Origin of the sequence: Methanofollis formosanus (assembly GCF_019633745.1) — an archaeon.
GTDB lineage: Archaea > Halobacteriota > Methanomicrobia > Methanomicrobiales > Methanofollaceae > Methanofollis > Methanofollis formosanus.
On the sequence record NZ_CP037968.1, the window covers coordinates 1,589,179 to 1,614,124 of the forward strand.

Below are 24,946 nucleotides of genomic sequence, written 5' to 3' on the forward strand. Positions count from 1 at the left end.
CAGGTTGGTGTACTCTCTCCTGTCCAGCTCTATCTTCGGGGTCACGAAAACGGGACGGCGTGACGATCAGAATGTGCCGTCCCCGATCACCGGATCTTTTCTGTTCTTTCGCGAGAAGATAGGACGGGGGACGGCAGGGCGCTTGATCCCCTGGAATAATGATCAGCCCGCTCCCGTCCGACGTCTATCCTCAGGGTCACGAAAACGGGACGGCGTGATGATCCAAACATGCCGTCCCGCAGTCACAGGTCTTTTCTGGTACTTCGCGAGAAGATAGGACGGGGACGGCACAGGTTGGTGTACTCTCTCCCGTCCAGGTTCTATCTTCGGGGTCATGAAAACTGAAAGCGTCATGATCAGAGTGTGCCGTCCCCTGATCACCGGATCTCTCCCGCCGTCTCGCGAGAGGATGGGGCAGGGGACGGCACGGGGTGTGTCCCCTCAGAAAATGGATCGGTGCTCTCCCGTCCAGGTTCTATCTTCGGGGTCATGACAGCGGGAAAGATGTGGTGATCAGAGTGTGCCGTCCCTGATCACCGGATCTCTCCCGCCGCCTCGTGAGAAGATGGAGCGGGGGACGGCACAGGTTGGTGTACTCTCTCCTGTCCAGTTCTATCTTCGGGGTCACGAAAACGGGACGGCGTGACGATCCAAACATGCCGTCCCGCAGTCACAGGTCTTTTCTGGTACTTCGCGAGAAGATAGGACGGGGACGGCACAGGTTGGTGTACTCTCTCCCGTCCAGGTTCTATCTTCGGGGTCATGAAAACTGAAAGCGTCATGATCAGAGTGTGCCGTCCCCTGATCACCGGATCTCTCCCACCCTCCCGCACCCGGGGGAGACACCACCCGGCCTTCAAAAGCCCCTTTCCTCCCGGACAGCGCGCCCGATCCGAAACCTCATATCCTGTGACAGACCATTACCACCCATGCTTTTCGGCTCTTCAGGGATCAGAAGAAGATACTCAGGAGCATTCGCCGGACTGGCCGTCAGGGTCGGGATTGCCGTCGGAAAGAACGGTCAGAGTGCAGTCGTCGGCAGGGATGCCAGGTCCACCGGACCGCTCATCGCCGACGCCGTCACCGCCGGGATACTCTCGACCGGCGCCGACGTCTACGCCTGCGGGATCGCCCCCACCCCGACCGTCGCCTGCGCCGCCCGCGACCACGCCCTCGGGGTGATGGTCACCGCCTCCCACAACCCGGAGGAGTACAACGGGATCAAACTCCTCAACCCCGACGGCTCGGCCTTCACCTCGGTCCAGCAGCAGGAGACCGAGGCCGCGGTCGAAGCCGCCCGGCCGGCCGGGTGGGAGGAGCAGGGGCACGTCCGCCCCCTCGACGCCGTCTCGGTCCACAAGAAAGCGATCCTCGAGAGCGTGCGGATCCCCGACGGGTTGAACGCCGTCGTCGACTGCGGCAACGGGGCGGGCAGCGTGATCACCCCCGGCCTCCTCGCCGACGAGGGCGTCCACGTCCTGGCCCTCAACGCCAACCCTGAAGGTCGGTTTGTCAGGCCCTCCGAACCCCTGGAAGAGCACCTCCCGTACATGCCCGCCATGGTCCGAAACCAGCACGCCGCCTGTGGGATCATCCATGACGGCGACGCCGACCGGATGATGGCCTTCGACGGCGCAGGACAGTACATCAGCGGCGACCACCTGATGATGCTCTTCGCCGATTACCTCGGCGCAAAACGAGTCGTCACCACCGCCGACGCCTCGATGGCCATCGAAGAGATCGCCGAGGTGCGGCGGACCCCGGTCGGGGACAGTTACGTCTCCGAAGAACTCCTGAAATGGGGAGATTTCGGCGGAGAAGCGTCAGGAGCATGGATCTTCCCGAAAAATTCCTTCTGCCCGGACGGGATCTACGCGGCCGCACTCCTCTGCGAGATCGCCGGCGAGTGGGACCTCGCCGAGACCATCGCCGCCATGCCCAGTTACCCGATCCTGCGCGACTCGGTCAGGCTCGAGGACGCCCGTGCGGTGATGACCGCGATGGGCGCCGCCGTCCCGACCGACGGCGTCAGGATCGAGGAGGAGGACGGGTGGTGTCTGGTCAGGGCGAGCGGGACCGAGCCGAAGGTGCGGTTCACCGCCCAGGGCAGGGACACGGCCGCGGCAAAACGGATGATGGAGACCGGGAAAGAACGGCTGCGGGCCGCACGCCAGGGGAGGGACGCCTGATGGAGTGTGTCATCCTCGCCGCCGGCGAGGGCACCCGGATGCGTCCGCTCACCGCCGACCGTCCGAAGGTGATGCTTCCCCTCGTCAACCGCCCGATGCTCGAACACCTCGTCTGCGCCGTGAGGGATGCCGGGATCACCGCCATCGTGCTCGTCGTCGGGTACGGGGAGCGGGAAGTGCGGGCGTGGTTCGGCGACGGAAGCCGGTTCGGCGTCTCGATCCGCTATGTCACCCAGCGCCACCAGCTCGGCACCGGCGACGCCCTGATGGCCACGAAGGGCCTGACCACCGGGCGGTTCCTGATGCTCAACGGAGACATGATCGTCGAGAGTGACGACCTTGCCACCCTCTGCCGGACGGACGCCCCCTGCATGGGCGTGCACGAGTCAGACCACCCGCAGGACTACGGCGTCGTCACCCTGGACGGCGACCTGATCACCGGGCTCGAGGAGAAGTCGAAGCACCCCAGGAGCACCTGGATCAATGCCGGCGTCTACCTCTTCGACCAGGAGATCTATGCCAGGACCGAGGGCATCTCCCTCTCGGGGCGCGGCGAGTACGAACTCACCGACGCCCTCGAGGGATACATCAGGGAAGGCCGGCTTCGGGCCCATCCTCTCGGCACCTGGATGGACGTCGGGTCCCCCTGGGACCTCCTCGACGCCAACGCCACCCTGCTCGCCGGCATGGGAGAGGTACGCGAGGGCGTCGTCGAGGAAGGCGTCGTCGTTCACGGCAAACTCGTGCTGGGCAAAAACTCGGTCGTCAAGGCCGGGACCTACATCGAGGGGGACTGCATCATCGGCGAGGGCTGCACCGTGGGACCGCACGCCTATCTCCGGGGCTCGACCACCATCGGTGACTCCTGTCACATCGGCCACTCGGTCGAGGTGAAAAACTCGATCATCTTTGCCGAGACCAAAGTCCCGCACTTCAACTACCTCGGCGACTCGGTCGTCGGCAGTCACTGCAACTTCGGTGCCGGGACAAAGGTGGCAAACCTCAGGCACGACCACGGGATCGTGAAGGTCAATGGGCGTTCGACCGGGAGAAAGAAATTCGGGGCCATCATCGGCGACCACGTCCTCTTCGGGATCAACTGCTCGGTGAACGTCGGCAGCGTCATCGGGAGTTATTCCCTTATCGGCCCGCACAGTCTCGTCGAAGGGACCCTGCAGGACAGGACCGTCATCAGGTAGGTGAAGAAGATGCAGGCAGTTATTCTTGCGGCAGGAGAGGGCAAACGGCTCCGCCCTCTCACCCACACGGTGCCCAAAGCGATGGTGCCGGTGGCCAACCGCCCGATCCTCGAGTACATCGTGCGGGCACTGGAGAAGAACGGGATCAGGGACATCATCGTCGTCGTCGGCTACCAGAAAGAGCGGGTGATCAGGCACCTCAACAGCCTCGACCTCCCGGTGCGGGTCGTCGTCCAGGAACGACAACTTGGCACCGCCCATGCCCTGCAGTGCGCCGCCCCGCTCATCACGGAGGACTTCCTCCTCCTGCCCGGAGACAACTACATCGACACGGCGTCCATCGCACGGATCATGCAGGAGAAGAACGCCGTCCTGACCTGGGAACACCCCTACCCCTCCAACTTCGGGGTGCTCATGATCAAAGACGGCCTTGTCACGCGGGTCATCGAGAAACCGGACGAAGCCCCCGGGTTCACCGTCTCGACCGGGATCTTCTCCCTCGACCCCGGCTTCTTCGCCTATCTCGAGACCACCGAGATCCCGGACGCCGTCAACGCCATGATCGCCGCCGGCACACCGCTCAAGGCGGTCAGGGCCGCCGACTGGCAGGATGCCATCTACCCCTGGGACCTCCTGAGACTGAACGCCGCCCTCCTCCGGGACGTCACCCAGGAACGCGCCGGGACGATCGGGTCGAACGTGGTGATCAGGGGTCCGGTCTCCATCGGCCGTGGGACCACCATCGGCCCGAACACCACCATCCTCGGACCGGTGGTGATCGGCGAGGACTGCGCGATCGGTCCCAACTGCGTTGTGCTCCCTGACACCAGCATCGGTGCCAGGGCCGAGATCGAACCCTTCACCATGATCGGACACTCCCTCATCCTCGACGATGTCAGAGTCGGGTCGCACGCCCGGATCACCGACGCCGTCGTCGGGATGGGATCGCACCTCGGCGATCACATGACCACCGTCCCGTACAAGACCATCTTCTCCATCGAGGGCGAGTTGATCAGGGCGAAGTTCGGGGCCATCGTCGGGGACAATGTCAAAACCGCCCCATTCTGCGTGCTCAAAAACTGCATCATCGGCAATGGTGCAGGGGTGGAAGATGGAAAAACGATCTATGGCGAAGTCCCTGACGGAGCAAGAATTATATAAAATCTTGAAAAATAGGCTGAAGGACTAGAGAGAGTGATGCGGTTTGTGCGGGATCGTGGGTTACATAGGATGGAGAGACGCTGCCCCTCTCGTTATCGAAGGCCTGAAAAGGCTTGAGTATCGAGGGTATGACTCCTTCGGAGTCGCAACAGAAAACGGCCAGATCAGGGTAGTGAAACGGAGCGGAAGGATCTCAGAGAACGAAGCAGATCTCACCGCCCTTACCGGACAGATCGGGATCGGCCACACGCGCTGGGCGACCCACGGCGTGCCCAACGATACCAACGCCCACCCCCACACCGACTGTACGGGCAGGATCGCCGTGGTCCACAACGGGATCATCGAGAACTATGCCCTTCTCAAGAGAAAACTCATCGAGCGGGGACACCGGTTCAAAAGCGAGACCGACACCGAGGTGATCGCCCACCTCATCGAGGAATATTATGAGGGCGACCTCCTCTCCGCCGTCAGCGAAACGCTCCGCCACCTCGAAGGGTCGTACGCCGTCCTGGCCATCGCGGAGAACGATCCCAGGATCATCGCCGCCCGCAAAAGCAGTCCGCTGGTCCTCGGGGTCGGAGACGGCGAAGTGCTCTGCGCCTCAGACATCACTCCTCTTCTCGAACACACCCAGCGTGCGGTGTATCTGGAGGACGGCGACATCGCCGCCCTCACCCCGGCCCGCATCGATGTCTACCATGACGGGGTTCCGGTCGAACGCTTGGTCGACCATATCACCTGGAGCATCGACGACGCCCGCAAAGGTGGGTTCGAACACTACATGCTCAAGGAGATCTACGAACAGCCCCAGGTCTTCTTTGACACCGTCAAATCGATCGAGAACGACAGCCGCCTGGCCATGCTCAGGATCCCGGCCGAGGTGACGGTGGTCGCCTGCGGGACGTCGTACCATGCGGCGCTGATCTTCCGGTACCTGGCAGAGGAGTACAGCCGCAAACGGGTGAGTGTGGAACTCGCCTCAGAGTTCAAGTATTACACCCCGCCGATCCGGGACATGGTCATCGCGGTGACCCAGTCAGGAGAGACGGCGGACACGCTTGCCGCGATCCAACGTGCAAAAGCCAGGAACTGTCCGACGCTTGCGATCACCAACGTCCTCGGGAGTTCGATCACCAGAAGTGCCGACTGGACTCTTTTCATGTGTGCGGGGCCCGAGATCTCGGTCGCCGCCACCAAGTCCTTCACCGCGCAACTGGCAGTCTTCATGGCGATTCTCAACGAGATGTGCGATGGGAAGTTCACCGAGACGCTTGGCCGCGTCCACTGCTCGGTCGAGCGGGTGCTCTCGTACGAACTCGAAGACGCCGTCGCGATCATCAAGAACGCCTCGGAGATGTTCTATGTCGGCCGCGGGGTCTTTTACCCGGTGGCGCTCGAAGGGGCGCTGAAGATGAAGGAGATCTCGTACGTCCACGCCGAGGGCTACGCGGCCGGCGAACTGAAACACGGACCCTTCGCCCTCCTCTCAGAGGAGACGCCGGTGGTCGCGATCTGCACCCCCTCGCCGACCTACGGGGTGATACTTTCCAACATCAAGGAGATGAAGGCCCGCGGCGCCCCGGTCATCGGGATCGGGGTCGAGGGCGACACCGAGGCCGAGAGTATCGTCGACGTCTTCATCCCGGTGCCCGACGACCACCAGATCGTCCAGGTGCTCACCGTCTCGGTGGTCCTCCAGCTCCTGGCGTACCATACCGCCAGAGCCTTAAACCGGGATATCGATAAACCTAGAAACCTAGCTAAGAGTGTGACCGTCGAATGATCGAATATGGCAGGAACAGCGTAGGAGAGGGTGCACAGATCTTTGATCCGGTCACCCTCGGGTTCCCCTCCAGAGATCGGATGGGGGAGGAGGAGTATCCCGGGACCGTCATCGGCCGGGACGCCGTCCTCAGGTCGGGCACGGTGATCTACTGCGACGTCGAGATCGGCGACGGGTTCTCGACCGGGCACAACGTGATGATCAGGGAGCGGACCAAGATCGGGGACCGGGTGGCCGTCGGGACGGCGACGGTGATCGAGGGAGACTGCGTCATCGGCAGCCACGTCTCTCTCCAGAGCATGGTCTACATCCCGACCAACACGCTCATCGGTGACCACGTCTTCATCGGGCCGAACGCCGTCCTCACCAACGACCGCTACCCCCCCAGGGGGCAACCTCCTCTCCAGGGACCGGTGATCAAGGATAAAGTCTCCATCGGAGCCGGTGCGGTGCTCCTCCCGGGGATCACCGTCGGCGAAGGGGCGCTCGTCGCCGCAGGTTCCATTGTCACCCACGACGTCCCCGCGTACATGATGGCGATCGGTTCGCCGGCACGCTTCGTCGACCTCCCTGAAGGGATGCGTGACTGAGATGGGTATCCCGATCGCTCGTCCCCTCCTGGGGACCGAAGAAGCGGACGCGGTCGCCGCCGTCCTGGCCTCTGGGATGGTGGCCGCGGGCGAACAGACCGCAAAGTTTGAAGAAGAGTTTGCCGGGTTCTGCGGGGTCTCTCATGCCGTGGCAACGAGTTCGGGGACCACCGCCCTCCATGCCGCCCTGCTCGCCGCAGGCGTGGGACCGGGCGACGAGGTGATCGTCCCGGCCTTCTCCTTCATCGCCACGGCGACGGCAGTCTCGATGTGCGGGGCGACCCCGGTCTTTGCCGACGTCGAAGAGGCGACGGCGACCATCGACCCCGAGTCGGCCGCGACGCTGGTGACCTCCAGGACGAAGGCAGTCATCGGCGTCCACCTGTACGGCCAGCCCTGCGATGCCGGGGCCGTCAACGACCTCTGTGCCGATCAGGATCTCATCTTCATCGAGGACGCCGCCCAGGCCCATGGCGCAGAGTATCATGGGAAGAAGACCGGATCGCTCGGCGACCTCGCCTGTTTCTCGTTCTATGCCACGAAGAACATAACCACCGGGGAAGGCGGGATGGTCACGACCGGAAACGACGAGTACGCCGACCATCTCAGGAGGGTCATCAACCACGGCCAGGCAGAGAAATATCTCCACACCGAACTCGGCTACAACTATCGGATGACCGACATCGCCGCCGCCGTCGGGCGGGTGCAGCTCGGAAAACTCCCTGCATTCAACCGCCGCCGCCGGGAGACGGCCACCTATTATACCAGACATCTTCACCTCAAGGGAGTGCTGACCCCGGTCGTCACCCCTGACCGGACTCATGTCTGGCACCAGTACGTACTGCGGGTCACCCCGGCGTGCCCGCTGAGCCGCGACGACCTGATGGCACGGCTGCAGAAGAAGGGGATCGGGACGGCCGTCCACTATCCCGTCCCCATCAACAGACAGCCGCTCTACGAGAGAGGGGCCTCGGCCTGCCCGGTCGCCGAACGGCTTGCCGCATCGGTCTTCTCCATCCCGGTCCACCCGGCCGTCACCGACGAGGAACGGTCATATATCGCCGGCACGATCAACGAGGTGGCCTGAGATGGACGCAGGCGTCATCGGCACCGGGGCGATGGGCCGGAACCACGTCAGGGTCTACTCAGAACTCAAAGAGGTCGGGACCACCTATATCTACGACCTCGACACTGCGGCCGCAGAAGCGGTCGCGGCGACGACCGGCGCGGAGGTCTGCCGCTCGATGGACGAACTGCTCAGAAAGGCCGAGTGCGTCTCTGTCGCAGTCCCGACCCCGTATCACTTCTCGACCGCTCACCAGGTCATCGACGCCGGGGTCAACACCCTCATCGAGAAACCGATCTGCCTCACCGTCGAGGAGGGTGAGCGGCTCCTCGGCGAGATCCCGGACGACATCACCGTCGGCGTCGGGCACATCGAACGTTTCAACCCGATCGTCGAGGAGATCAGGGGCCTGGTCACCCATCCGCTCTACGTCCAGGTCTCCAGGCACAACCCGACCTCTGCCAGGGTCACCGGTTCCTCGGTCGTCGAGGACCTGATGATCCACGACATCGACGTCGTGCTCAACGCCCTCTTCTCCGGGCCGCACACCCTGACCAGCACCGGCACCCAGGACATCGCCTCGGCGCTCTTCACCTTCGGTACCACGCCGGTCTACCTCTCGGCATCCCGCAAGGCCTCCAAGAAGGTACGGACGATCTATGTCGAGGAAGAGGAGGCGACGATCGAGGGCGACTTCATGACCCAGGAGGTCTATGTCTACCGCAAACCAGGGGCCTACGGCCTGGAAGACGGGCACTACCGGCAGGAGAACATCATCGAGAAGGTACTCGTCAACAAGGTCGAACCCCTCAAGACCGAGCTCCAGACCTTTGTCCGGGCGGCACGGGACGGAACGCCCTTCCCGGTCACGCCCGAACAGGGGCTGGCAAACCTCAGGGTCTGCGAGGAGATCAAGAAAGGGCTCCTTGCCTGAGAGAGAAGACATACCATGACAGACACACTCAGCGAACGGATCAGGACACGAGGGCCGATCAAAAAGATCGGGGTCGTCGGGATGGGCTATGTCGGCACCCCGGCCGCCGCCCTCTTCGCAGACCTGCCAGAGATCACAGAAGTCATCGGGTTCGAACGCGGTTCTCCCGTCTCGGAGGAGAAGGTCGCCACCCTCAACCGCGGCGAATGCCCGCTGAAAGGGGAAGAGCCCGGGCTTGCCGACCTGATCACAAAGGTCGTCGAGGCCGGGACGTTCAGGGCCACCGGGGACTATGCCCCGGTCGCCGACCTGGACGCCGTGACCGTCGCCGTCCAGACGCCGTTCAGGAACAAAAAAGACCTTATCCCCGACTTCTCCCCTCTCAGGAGCGCACTCAGGTCGGTCGGCGAGCACCTCACGGAAGGGACGCTCGTCGTCGTCGAGTCGACGGTCACGCCGGGCACCACCGCCGGGATGGCCGGGGAGGTGCTGGAAGAGGCCTCCGGTCTCGTCGCCGGCGAGGACTTTGCCCTGGCGCACGCGCCCGAGCGGGTGATGGTCGGACGGTTGCTCAGAAACCTCAGGGAGCACGACCGCTGCGTCGGCGGGATCGACGAGGCGAGCACCGCCCGCGCCGTCGAGCTCTACGCCCCCCTCCTCACCACCGGTCATGTCATCCCGATGACCGCCACCGCCGCCGAGGTGACGAAGACCGCGGAGAACACCTTCCGCGACCTCCAGATCGCCGCCGCCAATCAGCTCGCCCTGTACTGCGAGGCGATAGGCGTCAACTTTTACGAGGTCCGCACCGGGATCGCCTCGCTCAAGGGCGAGGGGATCACCAGGGCGATCCTCTGGCCCGGCGCCGGGGTCGGCGGCCACTGTCTCACCAAAGACACCTTCCACCTCGAGCGGGGGGTAAGGGCCATCGGGGCAGAGGCCCTCGACTTTCCCGAAGGCCGGGAGTCCCTGTACACCCTCGCACGGGGGATCAACGACTTCATGCCCGGCCACATGCTCACCCTGACCGGATCGGCACTTGACCAGACCGGCAAGAGTCTGGAGGGCGCGACAATCGCCCTCCTCGGCTGGGCCTTCCTCGCCGACTCCGACGACGCCCGCGAGAGCCCTTCGGAGACCTATTACGAGGCGGCGACCGCCGCCGGCGCAGAGGTCAGGGTCCACGATCCCTGGGTCGGGCACGCGGAGGGCGTGGCGATCTCCCACGATCTCGATACCGTGCTCTCCGGCGCCGACGCCGTCGCGCTCTTCACCGCCCACCGTGAATACCGCAGCCTCGACCCCGCAAGGGTGAAGGCCCTCTGCGGGTGCGACCACCCGGCCGTCATCGACGGAAGGAACCTCGTCGCACCCGACCCCTGGATCGAGGCGGGTTTCGCGTACCGCGGTATCGGGCGAGGCGACAGAAACACCCACTCCCTCAGGTGACACATATGAAAATTCTGCTCGTTTCCACCCAGGACTACATCCACCACCCGGTCCCCTCCCGCCACCACTACATCTTCGAGGAACTCGCCACCAGGCATGAGGTCCATGTCCCGCACTTCCATGTGAGCGACGGGCCCGAGCGGGCGACCCGCCTCCACGTCCACGAGGCGACCCTCTTCCCTTTCAAAAGCCCGGTCCTCCACTACACCGCAAACGCGCCCTACCACGCGGCGGTGATGAAGCGGATCATCAGGGAGAACGAGATCGACGTGGTGGTCGCCGCCCATGTCCTTGCCGGCACCGCGGCGATCCGGGCGGCGAAACGAGCAGAGATCCCGGTTCTCTTCGACCTCAAAGATTGGTTCCCAGACTCTGCAGCCGCGTATTACAAGAACCCATATCTGAAAAAACTCGTCCACGACACCGTCTGGGCGGTCACCAGCCACAACCTGCGCAACAGCGACCATATCACCACCGTCTCCCCTTCCCTTGCCAGACAACTCGGGCAGTACGGCTTCGAGGCGGAGGTGATCACCAACGGCGTCAACACCGAGATCTTCAGGCCGATGGACGGGTCGGGCACGCGCCGGAGACTCGGCATCCCCGAAGACGACTACGTGATCGGGTTTGCCGGGTCTGTAGAACGGTGGTACGCCGTGGACAACCTGGTCCGCGTTCTTCCCGAACTCAGGGCGCGGTACGGCGGAGTGCACCTGCTCATCGTGGGGGGTTCGCTCTTCACCGACTATCTCGAGGAGATCAAAGCCCTCGTCAAGAAACTCGGCATGGAGGAGCATGTCACCTTCACCGGTACGGTGGAGCATGCGGCGCTGCCAGAACTCATCGCCGCCATGGACCTCTGCACCATCCCCCTCTCCCCGCCCCAGTGGGCGAACATCGCCCTCCCGAACAAGTTCTTCGAGTACTCGGCCTGTGGAAAACCCATCCTCTCCAGGCCCATCCCGGACATGGAGGCGATCGGAGGAGAACACCTCTCCATCTACCGCGACGAGGCCGAATTCATCGAGAACGTAGGGGCACGGATCCAGGAGCGGGGGACGCTCACCATCGACGCAGAACAGTTCAGCTGGAAAAAGCGCGCCGCCGAGATGGAGGCCGTTCTTGAATCTCTTATCTGACCGGAGTATCGTTCGCCGGCGGCGGGGCCGCCCGGTGAAACAAGCCAATATATAAATCCACAGGAATGGAAACAGAAAACTAAGGAATGTACATGCCGCCTTTTGACCAGAACACCAGAAACAAGATCATCGTCATCGGCCTGGTCGCCCTCTTCAGCGTGCTTGCACTCTGGGTCAGACTCATCCCGATGGCCGGTCTTACCGCATCAGGGGAGGTGAACCTCCTCGGCAACGACGCGTGGTACAACTTCAGGCAGGTCGAATTGCTCGTCGCGAACGGGTTGGCCTATGCCTGGTTCGATCCGATGACCCTCTATCCCACCGGGGATATCATCTACTGGGGACCGCTCTTCACCACCATCGCAGCGGTCTTCGCAATCATCAGCGGGGCGTCGACCACGCCCGAGATGGCGGTTGCCGCCTCGATGGTCCCGGCGTTTATGGGCGCGGCGATGGTCCCGGTCGTCTTCCTCATCGGCAGGAGACTCGCCGACTGGAAGACCGGGCTCTTTGCCGCTGCGTTCATGGCCTTTGTCGCGGGCTCGTATTATTACCGCTCGCTCTTCGGTTTTCTCGACCACCATATCGCAGAGACCCTCTTCTCCACGATCTTCGCCCTCGCCTATATCGTCGCACTCTCAATGGGACGCGAGCAGAGCGTGGACCTCAAGATCGTCGAGACGCTGAAGCGGCCCGCTGTCCTCGGCGCGGTCGCAGGCGTCGCCTATCTCCTCGGCCTCTTCGTGATGCCGACGATGATCCTCTTCGCCCTGATCGTGGCACTTTACACGCTCTTCCAGTACCTCCTCGACACCTGGCAGGGCCGGGAGAGCACCGACCTCCTGGTGATCAACACCGTGCTCTTCGCGGTGGCGACCGTCGGGCTCCTCATCTTCGGGTTCAAGGTGGACGGTTTCGGGCTCTCACGATACTCCCTCGGGCATGTGGTCGCGTATCTCGCGATCATCGCCGGCACCTGGGCCCTTCACCTCCTCGCGCAGGCCACAAAGGAGCGGCCGAAGTACTTCTACCCCCTCGTCCTTGCTGCGATCGGGATGGTCGTCGCCGTCGTGCTCAAAGTTGCCGTGCCCGCGCTCTTCGACATCCTCGTCGGCAACTTCTTCGCCTTCTTCGGTCAGAGCGCGGAGGCCAACACCGTTGAGGAGGCAATGGGATGGAGCTTCCAGCAGGCCTGGAGTGCCTTCGGGTACGGCCTGGTCCTGATGGCCGGCGGGTTCGCGGTCCTGGGTTATGAAGCGATTGCGAAGCGGCGGCCCGAACACCTCTTCGTTCTCGTCTGGTCGGCCCTGCTCCTCGTCTCGACGTGGCAGCACCTCAGGTACGAGTATTACCTCGCCGCCAACGTCGCCCTCCTCGCCGGTCTCTGTGCCGGCACGGTCTTCGACTGGGGATGGAAAGGGCTTGCAAACTCTGGAAAGAAGGCTCAACCACAACAAGAAGAGACGAATACCGGCAAAGGAAAGAAGAAGACCACCACGAAAAAGCCGGAGAAGAAAGCGCCCGGGCCTGACCCCGTGCGGATCCTCGGCATGGTCGTGGTCGGGATCCTCGCCGTCGCCTTCATCGTCACCTCGTTCCAGACAGACATCGCCCTCTCAGAGAGCGTCGGGCGGTACGGCGGGATGAACCACCCCGACGAACAGCAGTGGCAGGAGGCGCTCTTCTGGATGGAAGGGCACACGCCGGAGACGGGCGTCGATTATTACCAGATCTATGAGAAGGAAGGTTTCCAGTACCCGCCTGAGTCGTACGGCGTGATGTCCTGGTGGGACTACGGGCACTTCATCACCACCATCGCTCACCGGATCCCGAACAACAACCCCTTCCAGCATGGGGTTGTCGGTCCGAACGGCTCTGCGGCCTTCTTCGTGACCGGAGACGAGGACGAGGCGGTCAGGATCATGGAGGCCGACGGCACGAGGTACATCATGACCGACTACCAGATGGACACCGGGAAGTTCCATGCCATGGCGACCTGGGACGATCCCGTGAATAAATCTGTGCCTTTCATCCCGGCTTTCCTTGTCCAGGATCCCAGAAACCCGGGTACACTCCAGACGACCGCGCTGTACACCCAGGCCTACTTCGAGTCCATGACCTCCAGGCTCCACAACTTCGACGGCTCGATGACCGAACCTTCGCAGGCAATCTACATCGAATATGCCGAAGCAGGGGCGTCCGGCTACACCCTGCCGGCGATCACCAACGCTCAGATGATGGATGCCGCCGCGGCCGAGGAGAAGGCCAAAACCTTCAACGCCAACGCAAAACCCGGGACGAAGGCCGCAGTCTACGGGACCGAGGGCCGCCTCGACCTCCCACCACAGGAGGTGCCCGCCCTCCGCCACTTCAGACTGGTCTTCGAGTCGAGCAGGAGCATGTACACGGGCAACGGCCCCGACATCAAACAGGTCAAGGTCTTCGAGTACGTCAAGGGTGCACGGATCAAGGGTGAGGGAACGATCGAAGTGGACCTCGTCACCAACACCGGCCGCACCTTCACCTACCGGCAGGAGAGCGAGAACGGCGAATTCGTGGTGCCGTACTCCACCTCGGGAACACCGTACGACGTGAAGGCGACCGGTCCGTACCGGATCGTCGGGACCGGCACGACCGTCGACGTCCCCGAGAACGCCGTGATGCAGGGGTTGGTCGTCGGGGCATGAGGTGTGCTGCGGTCACCGGGAAGGTGTTTGCCAGGCACGACATGGAGGCCTATCCAGGCACTCCCCATGCCGAGACCGGGGCGCGCCTGCGGGAGGTGCTCACCGGCCTCCCTCCCGATGTCCCGGTCCGCCCCCCCGTGGCCGCCGACCAGGCGGCGATCGAACGCGTCCATGACCCCGCCTATGTCAGATGGGTCGTCGAGATGGCCCGAGGCGGGCGGTTTCTGGACGCAAATACCTATATCTCTCCTCAAGGCGTCCAGACCGCGATGATGGCGGCGGGCGCCGCCTGCATCGCCGTCGAGCGGGCCCTGGACGGCGAGAACACGTTCGCCCTTCTCCGACCACCCGGTCATCATGCCGAACCCGACCGGCAGATGGGCTTCTGCATCTTCAACAACGTGGCCGTGGCCGCAGCACAGGCTCTGGAAGAGGAGGTCGACCGGGTGGCGATCCTCGACTGGGACCTCCATCACGGCAACGGGACGCAAAAGATCTTTTATTCCTCAGAGAAGGCGCTCTTCTGCTCGGTCCATCAACAGGAGAGTTTTCCCGGGACCGGGTGGCCCGAGGAGATCGGGGCCGGCCGGGGAAAGGGCTGCTCGCTCAACGCCCCGATCGCACCGGGGTGCAAACTCGCCGACTATCTCCATATCTTCTCAGAGGTCTTTCTCCCGGCGATCCGGGCACACCGCCCCGACGTGCTCATCGTCTCGGCCGGGCAGGACGGGCTCGCCGACGACCCGCACGGGTCGATGCGGCTTGCACCCGCCGATTACGGGCACCTGACCGCGTCGCTCCTCTCCCTCGACCTCCCGCTGGCCCTCGTGCTGGAAGGCGGGTACGGCCCGTCGCACGGGAAGGCCGTCGCTTCGATCTTTGCCGCCCTGAAAGGGCGGGAGCCCGCTCTTGAAGAGGAGGGGGCGCCGAGAAGGTCGACGACGCTTCTCGCAGAGAAGTTGAAGCGATTGATCTATTATTGACGGCCTGCAAAGATCGTTCGGGAGAGTGGAGCGCATCGGATCATCACGAGACATGCCGTCCCCCGTCCTATCAATAGAACCGGATCGGAGAGAGTTGATCTTTTTTCGGAGGGAACACGCGTCGTGCCGTCCCCTGTCCTATCTTCTCGCGAGACGGCAGAAAAGATCCGGTGATGAGGGGACGGCATGTTTCGATCATCACACTCCCCCTCGTCATGACCCCGAAGATAGAACCGGATCGGAGAGAGTTGATCTTATTTTCGGAGGAATCACGCGTCGTGCCGTCCCCCGCCCTATCTTCTCGCGAAAGAACAGAAAAGATTCAGTGATCAGGGACGGCATGTTTGGATCATCACGCCGTTCCCCCGTCATGACCCCGAAGATAGAACCTGGACAGCAGAGAGTTGATCTTTTTTCGGAGGGAACACGCGTCGTGCCGTCCCCCGTCCTATCCTCTCACGAGACGGCAGAACAGATCCAGTGATAAGGGACGGCACATTCTGATCATCACGCCTTTCTCGTCGTCATGACCCCGAAGATAGAGCCCGGACGGGAGAGAGTTGATCCATTTTCGGAGGGAACACGCGACATGCCGTCCTCGCCTTATCTTCGCGCGAGACGGCAGAACCGATTCGGTTATGGGGAGCGGCCGGGATGATCGTCATGCCCACTCGTGCCGTCCCCCGTCCTATCTTCGCGCGAGATGGCAGGACAGATCCGGTGATGAGGGGACGGCATATTTTGATCACCACACTTTCCCCGTCGTCATGACCCCGGGGATAGGAGCGCCCCACCGCTTTCATCCCAACTGAACAGCAGACATGGACCCCGCCCCGTGCCGTCCCTCACCCTATCCTCTCGCGAAACGGCAGGAAAGATCCAGTGATAAGGGACGGCACATTCTGATCCGTACGCTTTCCTGTCAGCATGACCCCGAAGATAGAACCTGGACGGAAGAAAGTTGATCCATTTTCGGAGGGAACACGCGACATGCCGTCCCCCGTCGCGATCCCGAGGATAGAACCGGGAAGGCCGGAGTGAAGATCACGAGGGGCGTGAACAAACACGAAGACACGCGATCCGTGTGCAACCCCGGAAGAAAAAAAGGCGAAAAAGTTTACCCAGCCACTACTGCAGACGCTTCGTCGGGATCCGGTCCTTGTTCATGTGAGAGACCTCGAACCCCGGCACGATCACCCGCACCACCGGGACTGAGGTCCTGGTGAGATCGCAGACCAAGACGCGTTCGACCACCTTCCCGACCTCGCCGAGGGCCACCCCGATATCCTCGTCAAAATACTCGGTGGCAAGGTTCGGGATAGACTCGATAGGAATGGCCTCTGCCTCTTTGAACCACACCCGGTTGATCCGCTTCATCCGGTCGTACCCGATCCGCTCCAGGAACTCCTGCCTGCCCTGGTTGACCCGGCCGCCCTGGAGCTGGCTGGCGCGGCTCTGCGCCACCTCGGTGAGCGCCCTGAGCGCGGCGATCTCCGGGTCAAGATGCGTGCCCGCCCCCATCACCAGGAGGGAGGGGTCCTTCGTGACCGTGTCGTCGGCGGCCGCGGCGACCGTCGGGATCCCGGTCTTCCCGTCGAGAAGCCAGAGATGGATCGCGATGCCGTTCTCCTCGAAGACCTCGAGGAGATCGCGCACCGGCCCGGACGCACCGACCGAGAGCCTGGTGCCCATATGGTGATTTCGTTCGGCGCTCGAGAGACAGTCGCGCTCGATCACCTCGAGGAGCGCATGGAGCACCGCCTCCTCCATCACGTTGCCCGAGGCAAGTCCGTTGGTATCGGAGATGAAGAGCGGGACGGTCATCCCCAGACAGTCGTACGGATGGAAGACGGCATTGCTCGGGACCAGGAGATCCTCCTCGTTGAGCAGGTCCCAGCCCGGCGTCCAGTGGAGCTTCTCGTTCTTCTCAAGGGGCCGTGGGAGAATGAGTTCCTCCGGGTCGAGGGCGCGGCGGTGGCCGAGTTCCTCGAAGCTCGCATACTCCATACGGTCGCCATGATACTCACCCGAATACCGTTCGACCGCCTCCATCATCGCCGAGACCTTTGCCTGGAGCGGGCCCTTCCCCTTGCCCGCGTGATACTTCGACGCACCCATCGCGGCGCCGGGACGGTACGCCGAGAAACACGGGATCCTGAGCCGGTCCGATTCGGTCATCTCCTCGACCGAGACCACCCCGATCTCCTGCATGAGGGGCTCGATAACCTCCAACGTCTCTTCCGGAGACCTCGTACGATGTGTGCCGTCGAAAAACTGCTTTTCGATATGGGTGAAGGTGAGGGTCATTACAGAGGATTGGGTGGGGTTCTATTTTATACCTTCACGCTCCACCATCCTCCATGGACGCCACTGAGGTCGCTGTGGGGATGGCGGTCCGCTATCCCAGGACCGGGACAGCCGGGACGGTGGCCAGGATCGAGGTGATCGAGGGCGATACCTTTGCCGCCCTCGATTCCACCGGCCTCCTGTACCGTGTCGACACCCTCGAGCCTGCCGCCCGCCCGCTCCGTCATCATGTCGAGAAGGAAGAGGACCTCGAGAGCCTTGTCAGGAAGGAAGCCGAGTTCGGCAAAGACATCAGCGATGCCTGGCAGAACATCGACAACGCCTGCGAAGGCGGAGGTTAATCCTCTTTTTCTTCGTCCCCGATCGGGATCGTCGTCAGTTTTACCGACTCCACGCCTTTCTGCGACATGAGCCGTTCGGCGATCTTTTTCAGTTCGGCACCGTCGCCGCGCAGGAGGATCACCTCAAGGCACTGGTCATGGCTGAGGTGGGCATGCATCGAGGCCTGGATGGTCTGGATATATTCGTGCTGGATGTCGGTGATCGTCTGGAGAAGCCCGCGCTGGTCGTGATCGTAGACCATCGTGATCACACCCTGCCGCTCGCCCTTGACGTCTGACATCCACTGATAGTAGGTAATGTAACTCCTGATCGCGTCCCGTATACCCTCCGAGCGGGACGAGTACCCCCTGGCACCGATGATCGCATCGAACTTGTCGAGGAGGTTCTTTGGAAGAGAGATCCCGATCCTGGAGAGTTCGCTGTCGTGCTGCATGATATGGTATAGTACGCACGATAATATAAAGAATACCGATTGTGGTAACAATAAATCAGTACACGCATCTGACGACGGACATACGTCGTGTGTGCCCGATCCTGGAATGAACCGGAAATCTTAGATCCGTCACCGGCACCGATTTATCTATAAAGACTGCGATATATATGGGAAGGGAGGTTTGAAGCAGTTTGCATGACGTAACGGTACCAAACGTCAATATCGGGCTCGTCGGTCACGTGGACCATGGCAAGACGACGCTCGTCTCAGGGATGACGGGGGTCTGGACCGATAGACACAGCGAAGAGATGAAACGCGGCATCTCCATCAGGCTCGGCTATGCCGACGCCACCTTTTACCGGTGCAAGAACCACGAGGGCAGCGAGGCATTCTCGGCGCAGGAGGTCTGTCCGATCTGCGGCGAAAAAGGCGAGCCGTTCAGGACGGTCTCATTCGTCGACGCCCCGGGTCACGAGACCCTGATGGCAACGATGCTCTCGGGTTCCGCCCTGATGGACGGAGCGATGCTGGTCATCGCCGCCAACGAGCCCTGCCCGCAGCCACAGACGAAGGAACACCTGATGGCTCTGGAACTGGTGGGGATCAAGAATATCGTCATCGTCCAGAACAAGATCGACGTCGTCTCACAGGCTGACGCCGTCAAACATTACCAGCAGATCAAAAAGTTCGTGAAGGGGACCATCGCCGAGGACGCACCCATCATCCCGATCTCAGCACAGAAAGGGATCAATATCGGTGCCCTCATCGAGGCGCTCAACGAATACATCCCCTCGCCCGAACGCGATCCCGAGGCAAAGGCCCAGATGCTCATCGCACGGTCCTTTGACATCAACAAACCGGGTTCGCACTGGCGTGATATGAGGGGCGGCGTCATCGGAGGGTCGCTGGTCAGCGGCGTCATCAAGGACGGCGACGAGATCGAGGTCAGGCCCGGCATCAGGACCGAGGTGGAGAACCGGACGGTCTGGGAACCGATCCAGACCAAGGTCGTCTCGATCCACACCGGCAAGACCAAGGTCGCTGAAGCGACGCCCGGCGGGCTGATGGCTCTCGGGAGCAAACTCGACCCGGCGATCACCAAGAGCGACACCCTGGTCGGGCAGGTCGCCGGCCATATCGGCGAACTCCCGCCGGTCAGGGACCACCTCGTCTTCGAGGTGAAACTGATGGACCGGGTCGTCGGTTCGGGCAGCGACCTTGAGATCGCCCCGCTGAAGCACCGCGAACCGCTGATGCTCTCGGTGGGCACGGCCGTCACCGTCGGCGTGGTGACCAACACCAAAAAGGACCAGGCCGAGGTCGTCCTGAAGCGTCCGGTCTGCGCCGAGGTCGGGGCACGGATCGCCATCAGCCGGCAGGTCGAAGGGAGATGGCGGCTGATCGGGATGGGCACCCTCACCGAGTGAAGGTGCTCCTCGACACCAACGCCCTCATGATGCCGGTGCAGTTCAGGATCGATCTCTTCGACGAACTGAGATCCCTGCTGGGGAAGTATGAGCCGCTGGTGCTCAGGGATGTCGTCGGAGAACTGGACGGCCTGGCACGAGGAGGAGGGAACGATGCCGCCGCGGCACGGGCCGGCCTCCTCTTTGCAGAACGCTGCAGAACCGTGGAGGGTACGAGTACAGCCCCGTCGGTCGACGAACGAGTGGCTGCATATGCACGGACCGAAGGGTGCATGGTGGTGACAAATGACCGCCGTCTGCGGGAAGACCTGCTTGCCGCGGGTGTCCCTGTCATCTCCCTGAGAAAACAGAAGAAGTTGGAACTACTAAGGAGTTAGCATGTATTATCGTGTGACGCTCCAGGACAAGGTCAGGGTGCCCCCGCACCGCCTTGGCGAGGACCTGGAGATTGTGATCCTGGACGAGCTCCAGAAGCAGCTCGAAGGGAGCATCGACAAAGAGATCGGGATCTTCATCGCCGTGACCACGATCGACGAGGTCGGCGAGGGCGAGATCGTCCCGGGCGACGGGGCGGTCTACTATGACGTGGCCTTCGAGGCACTGGTGCTCAGGCTCGCCCTTCAGGAAGTGGTCGAGGGTGAGGTGGTCGAGACGACCGGTTTTGGCGCATTCATCTCGCTCGGCCCCATCGACGCCATGCTCCATGTGAGCCAGATCTCGGACGACTTCATCACCTACGACGAGAAGAACAACACCCTCAACTGCCAGGAGTCCGGGCGCTCGATCCAGGTGGGCGACGCGATCCGCTGCCGGGTGGTCACCCTCAGTCTCAACGAGCGTGAGCCCAGGGAGAGCAAGATCGGGCTGACGATGCGGCAGGCCGGCCTGGGCACCGAGAAGTGGCTGGAGGAGGAACGCGAACAGGAGAAGAGGGAGCAGTAATGGCGACGGCGCGGAAGAAGAAACTGCTGAAGGTCTGCAGGGACTGCCACAAGGTGGTGGAGGGCGATGTCTGCGTGACCTGCGGGTCCAGCAACCTGACCGAGGACTGGGCAGGGTATCTGGTCATCATCAACCCGGAACGTTCCGAGATTGCGAAGCGGATGAATATCGATATGCCCGGAAGATACGCCCTGAAGGTCCGCTGATGCTGCTCCTGCCCGACGAGCACCGAAAACGTTTCAAAGAGCCCTTCGGAGAACTCTTCTCCGAACTGGTAGATGCCCTCCCGACGATCGAGGGGAAGACCGTCTACACCGTCGGAGACGTGGTGACGCACAACTTCCTGGCGGCCGGGGGGACGCCGGCGGTTGCGGTGATCGACGGGTATACGATGCGGTCGCCCTGTGGGAGAACGCCTCTCCTTCTTTTCAACCGGGTGCAGGTCAAAAACCCGGCCGGCGCCCTGACCGACGAACTCACCGCGGCGCTGGAGGAGGCGGTCAGGAACCCGCCGACCCTGATCATGGTCGAGGGCGAGGAAGACCTTGCGGTGATCCCGCTCGCGCTCATCGCCCCGGAGGGTTCGGTCATTCTCTACGGCCAGCCCGGCGAGGGGGTCGTTGTCTGCAGGGTGAGCGGCGATCTGAAAAAGGCCGCAAAAGACCTCCTTTCTCTTTTCGTCCACGCATAGGTCGGGCCCGAGAGCCAGGCACCATGTTTTAAATAACCATGTCGACAATATTTGAGGGATATCGATGGAATTCAAGATCACCCGTGACTACCGGAACGAACTCCTGAGCCGGAGGGAACTCTACTTCACCCTCTCATATGAGGGTGCCACCCCCTCCCGGGCCGAGATCCTCGGGAAGCTGGGCGCAATGTTCGACGCCAAGAGAGAACTGATGGTGCTCGACTCGACGAAGAAGCAGTTTGGCAAGATGGAGCTCGAGGGTGTCGCCAGGATCTATGACACCGCGGACGACCTTGCAAAGACCGAGCGCGAATACCTGGTCAAGCGCAGCGCCGAAGTGAAAGCCGAGGAGGCTGAGTAACCATGGCGGCAAAGAAGGGAGCGGCCCCCGCGGCAGCGGTCAAGCGGAGCGCATTCTTCAAGGTCGAGGGCGAGACGGCTGTGCCGCAGCGGAAGTACTGTCCGCGGTGCGGCCCCGGCGTCTTCCTGGCCCAGCACAAGGACCGCCTTGCCTGTGGGAAGTGCGGCTATACTGAGTTCACCAAATAAGCGGAATGCGGAAGGGCGATAAGGTACTGGGGATCGAAGGGACAGCCTGGAACCTCAGTGCCGCTGTTTTTGGTGACGGCCTCATCTCCCTCTACTCTAAGCCGTACCAGCCGGCAAGTGGGGGGATTCACCCGCGGGAGGCGGCCCAGCACCATGCCTCCGAGATGCGGGAGGTCATCGCAAGGGTGCTCACCGCACCCGACGAGATCGAGGCTGTGGCCTTCTCGCAGGGCCCGGGGCTCGGGCCGTGCTTACGGACGGTGGCGACGGCAGCGAGAGCGCTCGCCCTCGCGCTGGACGTGCCCCTGGTCGGCGTGAACCATTGTGTCGCCCATGTGGAGATCGGGCGGTGGGCCACGGGGTGCGTGGACCCCATTACGCTGTACACCTCGGGAGCGAACACCCAGGTGTTCGGGTACCTGAACGGGCGGTACCGGATCTTCGGCGAGACGCTGGATATCGGGCTCGGTAACGGGCTCGACAAGTTCGCACGGAGCAAGGGTCTTCCTCATCCGGGGGGGCCGAAGATCGAAGCGCTCGCACGGGGCGGGAACTATATTGATCTCCCCTACACGGTGAAGGGGATGGACCTCGCCTTTTCCGGTCTGATCTCCGCCGCCCAGGAGAGCACGGCCCCGATCGAGGACGTCTGCCACTCGCTCCAGGAGACGGCCTTCGCCATGTGCGTCGAGGTGACCGAGCGGGCCCTGGCCCAGGCGGGCAAGGACGAGGTGCTGCTCGTCGGCGGGGTCGCCGCCAACACCCGGCTGCGCGAGATGCTCAGGACGATGTGCGAGGAGCGGGGGGCCCGACTGTTTGTACCTGAACCGCAGTTCTGCGGCGACAACGGGGCGATGATCGCCTACACCGGCAAGATCATGCTGGAGGCCGGGGCGACCCTGCCGGTCGAGGCCTCCAGGGCGAACTCCCACTACCGGACCGACGAGGTCGAGGTGGTCTGGCGGCACGGCGACGAGCGGGAGGTGCCGGAGGCTGGCCCCCGCCGCGGGGCCGAGGCGCTCGTCACCATCGGCGAGGAGACGGTGACGAAGAGCCGGGTCTCCAAGTCGTACCGGGCGGAGGCCCTCGACACCAGACTGATCGCCGAGCGGACGCGGGCCGAGGCGCGGCTCATCGCCGCCGCACGGAAGGCCGGGGTGGCGACCCCGATCGTCTTCGATGTCTCGGAGGACACGATCACGATGGAGCGGGTGGAGGGCACCCTGCTCAGGGACGCACCGACGCCCGAGCACCTGGAACTCGCGGGCGTCGCGGTCGGCCGTCTCCACGGCGCGGGGATCGTGCACGGCGACCTGACCACCTCCAACATGATCGAGCGCGACGGGCGGTGCGTGCTCATCGACTTCGGTCTGGCTCATGCCTCGGCGGAGGTCGAGGACCAGGGGGTGGACCTCCATGTGCTCTTCCAGATCCTGGAGAGCACGACCGAGAACCCCACAGAGTTGAAGGAGCATTTCATGCGGGGGTACGCCGCGGCCTTCCCGGGCGCGGCGGCGGCCGCGAAGCGCGAGCACGAGGTCGAACTGCGGGGGCGGTACCTCTGAGACGGATCGCGGTGGTCACCTCCAACCCCCACAAGGTCGAGGAGGTGGCCGGGTTCTTCGCGGGGGTGGCCGAGGTCGAGCATGTCAGGATGGAGATCCCGGAGTACCGGGACGACGACGTGCGGGTCATCGCGCGGGAGAAGGCACGGTATGCCTATGCCCACCTCGGCCGGGCGCTTATCGTGGACGATACGGCCTTCTCCGTCGATGCCCTGAAGGGGTTCCCGGGCCCGTATGCGGCCTATGTGCAGGACCGGATCGGGAACGACGGGATCCTGAAGTTGATGGAGGGCGTCGCCGACCGGCAGGCGCACTTCGAGACGGCGATCGCCTACGCCGACGACGAAGGCGAGGTCCACGTCTTCTCGGGCGTGGTCGAGGGCGAGGTCACCGGCGAGGCGCGGGGCGAGGAGGGCTTCGGGTACGACCCGATCTTCGCCGTCGGAGAACGGACGTTCGCCGAGATCCCCCTCGAAGAGAAGAGCAAAACCTCCCATCGGGCACGCGCGCTCGCGGCCTTCAGGGCATGGCTCGAGGATCAATAAACCTTAAGTCGGCGGACAGCATTGTACTTAGAACTGATTACGTGGTGAGATAAAATATGGCACGGTTCCCCGAAGCTGAAGCACGGCTGCTCAATGTCAAGATCTGCATGCGCTGCAACGCACGGAACGCGGTGAGGGCAACACAGTGTCGCAAGTGCGGCTACAAGCACCTGCGCCCCAAGAACAAGGACCGCAAGGCCTGATCTCGGGAAGAACAGAGGGAGTTTCATACCGGCCGGGGGGCCGGCAGGCCCTCACCATTCTTTTGTGTGCTCGTTGTGCCGAGCCATGGGCATGGCTTACGCACTGTAATAGGTGACTTTCTTTCCTTTCTCCGAGTATTCGCCGGCAAAGGTCTCGAGGTTGCGTTTGTACCCGATCCGGTCGACGACCCCGAGGGCACGCAGGTGTTCGCGCACCCGCATCACGTCCGCTTCGTCGCTCCAGTCGCGGGTGTAGACATAGACCACCTTGCGGTCGTCCCGTGAGTCGGGGTTGGGCCTGGCGGTGCTCACTTTTGCAGAGATGCCAAGGTCACCGGCGACGGTGGCGTCGCGGACGTTTTTCCAGAGGGCGTCGACCTCCGCAGTGTCGCAGAAGATGAGCCATTTTCCGGCCTGTTCGTCGGTGGGGCTGAGGCCGCGGGCCGCGGGGTTGTCGGCGGTGATCCAGTACATCTGCGTGGTCATGGTGGGGACGACGCCCTCGCCGGCCACGACCGTCCGGTAGACCGCTTCGACGCTCCCGAAGCGGGCGAGAAGGGCGTCGGCGAGGGGGGGATAGTCCCTGGCGAAGTCGGCAAAGACCGCATTGAAGTCATCGAAAAAGTCGATCCCTGCCTCGACGCGGGAGAAGAGCGGGGCGCCGCGTGCTTCGAGCCCTTTGCTCAGCATGATCTCAAAGATGCCGTAGGCGGCATCGGCAAGGGTATCGGAATCGACCTCGTCCATGATTAATTCCTTGGA

Annotated in this window: 25 protein-coding genes; 22 read left to right on the forward strand and 3 right to left on the reverse strand. The window is 62.9% G+C overall.

Going from position 1 to position 24,946, the window contains the following annotated elements; genetic code table 11:
- Positions 1-929: 929 nt before the first annotated feature.
- From E2N92_RS07210 to E2N92_RS07260, 11 genes are all read left to right on the forward strand, one after another.
- Positions 930-2,189 (forward strand): phosphopentomutase/phosphoglucosamine mutase, encoded by a 1,260-nt coding sequence (locus E2N92_RS07210; protein ID WP_220680536.1) that lies wholly within the window; start codon positions 930-932, stop codon positions 2,187-2,189.
- Positions 2,189-3,388 (forward strand): bifunctional sugar-1-phosphate nucleotidylyltransferase/acetyltransferase, encoded by a 1,200-nt coding sequence (gene glmU / locus E2N92_RS07215; RefSeq protein WP_220680537.1) that lies wholly within the window; start codon positions 2,189-2,191, stop codon positions 3,386-3,388. Before E2N92_RS07210 ends, glmU (E2N92_RS07215) begins: the two co-directional genes overlap by 1 nt.
- 9 nt (positions 3,389-3,397) lie before the next feature.
- Complete coding sequence (gene glmU / locus E2N92_RS07220; RefSeq protein ID WP_220680538.1) at positions 3,398-4,549, forward strand: bifunctional sugar-1-phosphate nucleotidylyltransferase/acetyltransferase; 1,152 nt, start codon at positions 3,398-3,400, stop codon at positions 4,547-4,549.
- A 43-nt stretch (positions 4,550-4,592) separates the two neighbouring features.
- Positions 4,593-6,332 (forward strand): glutamine--fructose-6-phosphate transaminase (isomerizing), encoded by a 1,740-nt coding sequence (gene glmS, locus E2N92_RS07225; protein WP_220680539.1) that lies wholly within the window; start codon positions 4,593-4,595, stop codon positions 6,330-6,332.
- Positions 6,329-6,922 (forward strand): acyltransferase, encoded by a 594-nt coding sequence (locus E2N92_RS07230; protein ID WP_220680540.1) that lies wholly within the window; start codon positions 6,329-6,331, stop codon positions 6,920-6,922. Before glmS ends, E2N92_RS07230 begins: the two co-directional genes overlap by 4 nt.
- 1 nt (position 6,923) lies before the next feature.
- Positions 6,924-8,009, forward strand: coding sequence for a DegT/DnrJ/EryC1/StrS family aminotransferase (locus E2N92_RS07235; RefSeq protein ID WP_220682969.1), 1,086 nt, complete (start codon positions 6,924-6,926; stop codon positions 8,007-8,009).
- A gap of 1 nt (position 8,010) precedes the next feature.
- Positions 8,011-8,922, forward strand: a complete 912-nt coding sequence (locus E2N92_RS07240; RefSeq protein ID WP_220680541.1) for a Gfo/Idh/MocA family protein — start codon at positions 8,011-8,013, stop codon at positions 8,920-8,922.
- A 15-nt stretch (positions 8,923-8,937) separates the two neighbouring features.
- The gene (locus tag E2N92_RS07245; protein WP_220680542.1) at positions 8,938-10,371 is read left to right on the forward strand and encodes a nucleotide sugar dehydrogenase; all 1,434 of its coding nucleotides are present in this window, start codon (positions 8,938-8,940) and stop codon (positions 10,369-10,371) included.
- A 5-nt stretch (positions 10,372-10,376) separates the two neighbouring features.
- Complete coding sequence (locus tag E2N92_RS07250) at positions 10,377-11,510, forward strand: glycosyltransferase family 4 protein (protein ID WP_220680543.1); 1,134 nt, start codon at positions 10,377-10,379, stop codon at positions 11,508-11,510.
- Positions 11,511-11,602: 92 nt separating this feature from the next.
- A complete protein-coding gene (locus E2N92_RS07255; protein ID WP_220680544.1) occupies positions 11,603-14,197 on the forward strand; it encodes an oligosaccharyl transferase, archaeosortase A system-associated in 2,595 nt (864 codons plus the stop codon).
- On the forward strand, positions 14,194-15,180 hold the full coding sequence (locus tag E2N92_RS07260) for a histone deacetylase family protein (protein ID WP_220680545.1): 987 nt from the start codon (positions 14,194-14,196) through the stop codon (positions 15,178-15,180). The genes E2N92_RS07255 and E2N92_RS07260 overlap by 4 nt, the downstream gene beginning before the upstream one ends.
- 1,128 nt (positions 15,181-16,308) lie before the next feature.
- Here E2N92_RS07260 and E2N92_RS07265 read toward each other — a convergent pair.
- A complete protein-coding gene (locus E2N92_RS07265; protein ID WP_220680546.1) occupies positions 16,309-17,487 on the reverse strand; it encodes a YcaO-related McrA-glycine thioamidation protein in 1,179 nt (392 codons plus the stop codon).
- Positions 17,488-17,540: 53 nt separating this feature from the next.
- Between E2N92_RS07265 and E2N92_RS07270 the strand changes: the two genes are divergently transcribed.
- The gene (locus E2N92_RS07270) at positions 17,541-17,828 is read left to right on the forward strand and encodes a DUF2098 domain-containing protein (protein ID WP_220680547.1); all 288 of its coding nucleotides are present in this window, start codon (positions 17,541-17,543) and stop codon (positions 17,826-17,828) included.
- On the opposite strand, the gene nikR is transcribed toward E2N92_RS07270, so the two are convergent.
- Positions 17,825-18,262: a nickel-responsive transcriptional regulator NikR gene (nikR, locus tag E2N92_RS07275; RefSeq protein WP_220680548.1), complete on the reverse strand. Its 438-nt coding sequence runs from the start codon at positions 18,260-18,262 to the stop codon at positions 17,825-17,827. The genes E2N92_RS07270 and nikR overlap by 4 nt on opposite strands.
- Positions 18,263-18,453: 191 nt before the next feature.
- On the opposite strand from nikR, the gene E2N92_RS07280 reads away from it, so the two are divergent.
- The 10 genes from E2N92_RS07280 (at position 18,454) to E2N92_RS07325 (ending at position 24,184) form a co-directional block, all read left to right on the forward strand.
- Positions 18,454-19,689 (forward strand): translation initiation factor IF-2 subunit gamma, encoded by a 1,236-nt coding sequence (locus E2N92_RS07280; RefSeq protein ID WP_220680549.1) that lies wholly within the window; start codon positions 18,454-18,456, stop codon positions 19,687-19,689.
- Complete coding sequence (locus E2N92_RS07285; protein WP_246589141.1) at positions 19,686-20,066, forward strand: type II toxin-antitoxin system VapC family toxin; 381 nt, start codon at positions 19,686-19,688, stop codon at positions 20,064-20,066. The genes E2N92_RS07280 and E2N92_RS07285 overlap by 4 nt, the downstream gene beginning before the upstream one ends.
- 1 nt (position 20,067) lies before the next feature.
- Positions 20,068-20,631: a DNA-directed RNA polymerase gene (locus tag E2N92_RS07290; RefSeq protein ID WP_220680551.1), complete on the forward strand. Its 564-nt coding sequence runs from the start codon at positions 20,068-20,070 to the stop codon at positions 20,629-20,631.
- A complete protein-coding gene (gene spt4 / locus E2N92_RS07295; RefSeq protein ID WP_220680552.1) occupies positions 20,631-20,837 on the forward strand; it encodes a transcription elongation factor subunit Spt4 in 207 nt (68 codons plus the stop codon). Before E2N92_RS07290 ends, spt4 begins: the two co-directional genes overlap by 1 nt.
- Positions 20,837-21,322 (forward strand): GTP-dependent dephospho-CoA kinase family protein, encoded by a 486-nt coding sequence (locus E2N92_RS07300; RefSeq protein ID WP_220680553.1) that lies wholly within the window; start codon positions 20,837-20,839, stop codon positions 21,320-21,322. The genes spt4 and E2N92_RS07300 overlap by 1 nt, the downstream gene beginning before the upstream one ends.
- Positions 21,323-21,386: 64 nt before the next feature.
- Positions 21,387-21,683 carry a 30S ribosomal protein S24e gene (locus E2N92_RS07305; protein WP_220680554.1) on the forward strand — a complete coding sequence of 99 codons (297 nt, stop codon included), beginning with the start codon at positions 21,387-21,389 and terminating at the stop codon, positions 21,681-21,683.
- A 2-nt stretch (positions 21,684-21,685) separates the two neighbouring features.
- Positions 21,686-21,871 carry a 30S ribosomal protein S27ae gene (locus E2N92_RS07310; RefSeq protein WP_220680555.1) on the forward strand — a complete coding sequence of 62 codons (186 nt, stop codon included), beginning with the start codon at positions 21,686-21,688 and terminating at the stop codon, positions 21,869-21,871.
- A gap of 5 nt (positions 21,872-21,876) precedes the next feature.
- Positions 21,877-23,436, forward strand: a complete 1,560-nt coding sequence (locus tag E2N92_RS07315) for a bifunctional N(6)-L-threonylcarbamoyladenine synthase/serine/threonine protein kinase (RefSeq protein ID WP_220680556.1) — start codon at positions 21,877-21,879, stop codon at positions 23,434-23,436.
- Positions 23,437-23,447: 11 nt separating this feature from the next.
- Positions 23,448-23,981 (forward strand): RdgB/HAM1 family non-canonical purine NTP pyrophosphatase, encoded by a 534-nt coding sequence (gene rdgB / locus E2N92_RS07320; protein WP_246589142.1) that lies wholly within the window; start codon positions 23,448-23,450, stop codon positions 23,979-23,981.
- Between the two features lie 56 nt (positions 23,982-24,037).
- Positions 24,038-24,184 (forward strand): 50S ribosomal protein L40e, encoded by a 147-nt coding sequence (locus E2N92_RS07325; RefSeq protein WP_220680557.1) that lies wholly within the window; start codon positions 24,038-24,040, stop codon positions 24,182-24,184.
- Positions 24,185-24,280: 96 nt separating this feature from the next.
- On the opposite strand, the gene E2N92_RS07330 is transcribed toward E2N92_RS07325, so the two are convergent.
- The gene (locus E2N92_RS07330) at positions 24,281-24,931 is read right to left on the reverse strand and encodes a putative phosphothreonine lyase domain-containing protein (RefSeq protein ID WP_220680558.1); all 651 of its coding nucleotides are present in this window, start codon (positions 24,929-24,931) and stop codon (positions 24,281-24,283) included.
- Positions 24,932-24,946 lie beyond the last annotated feature (15 nt).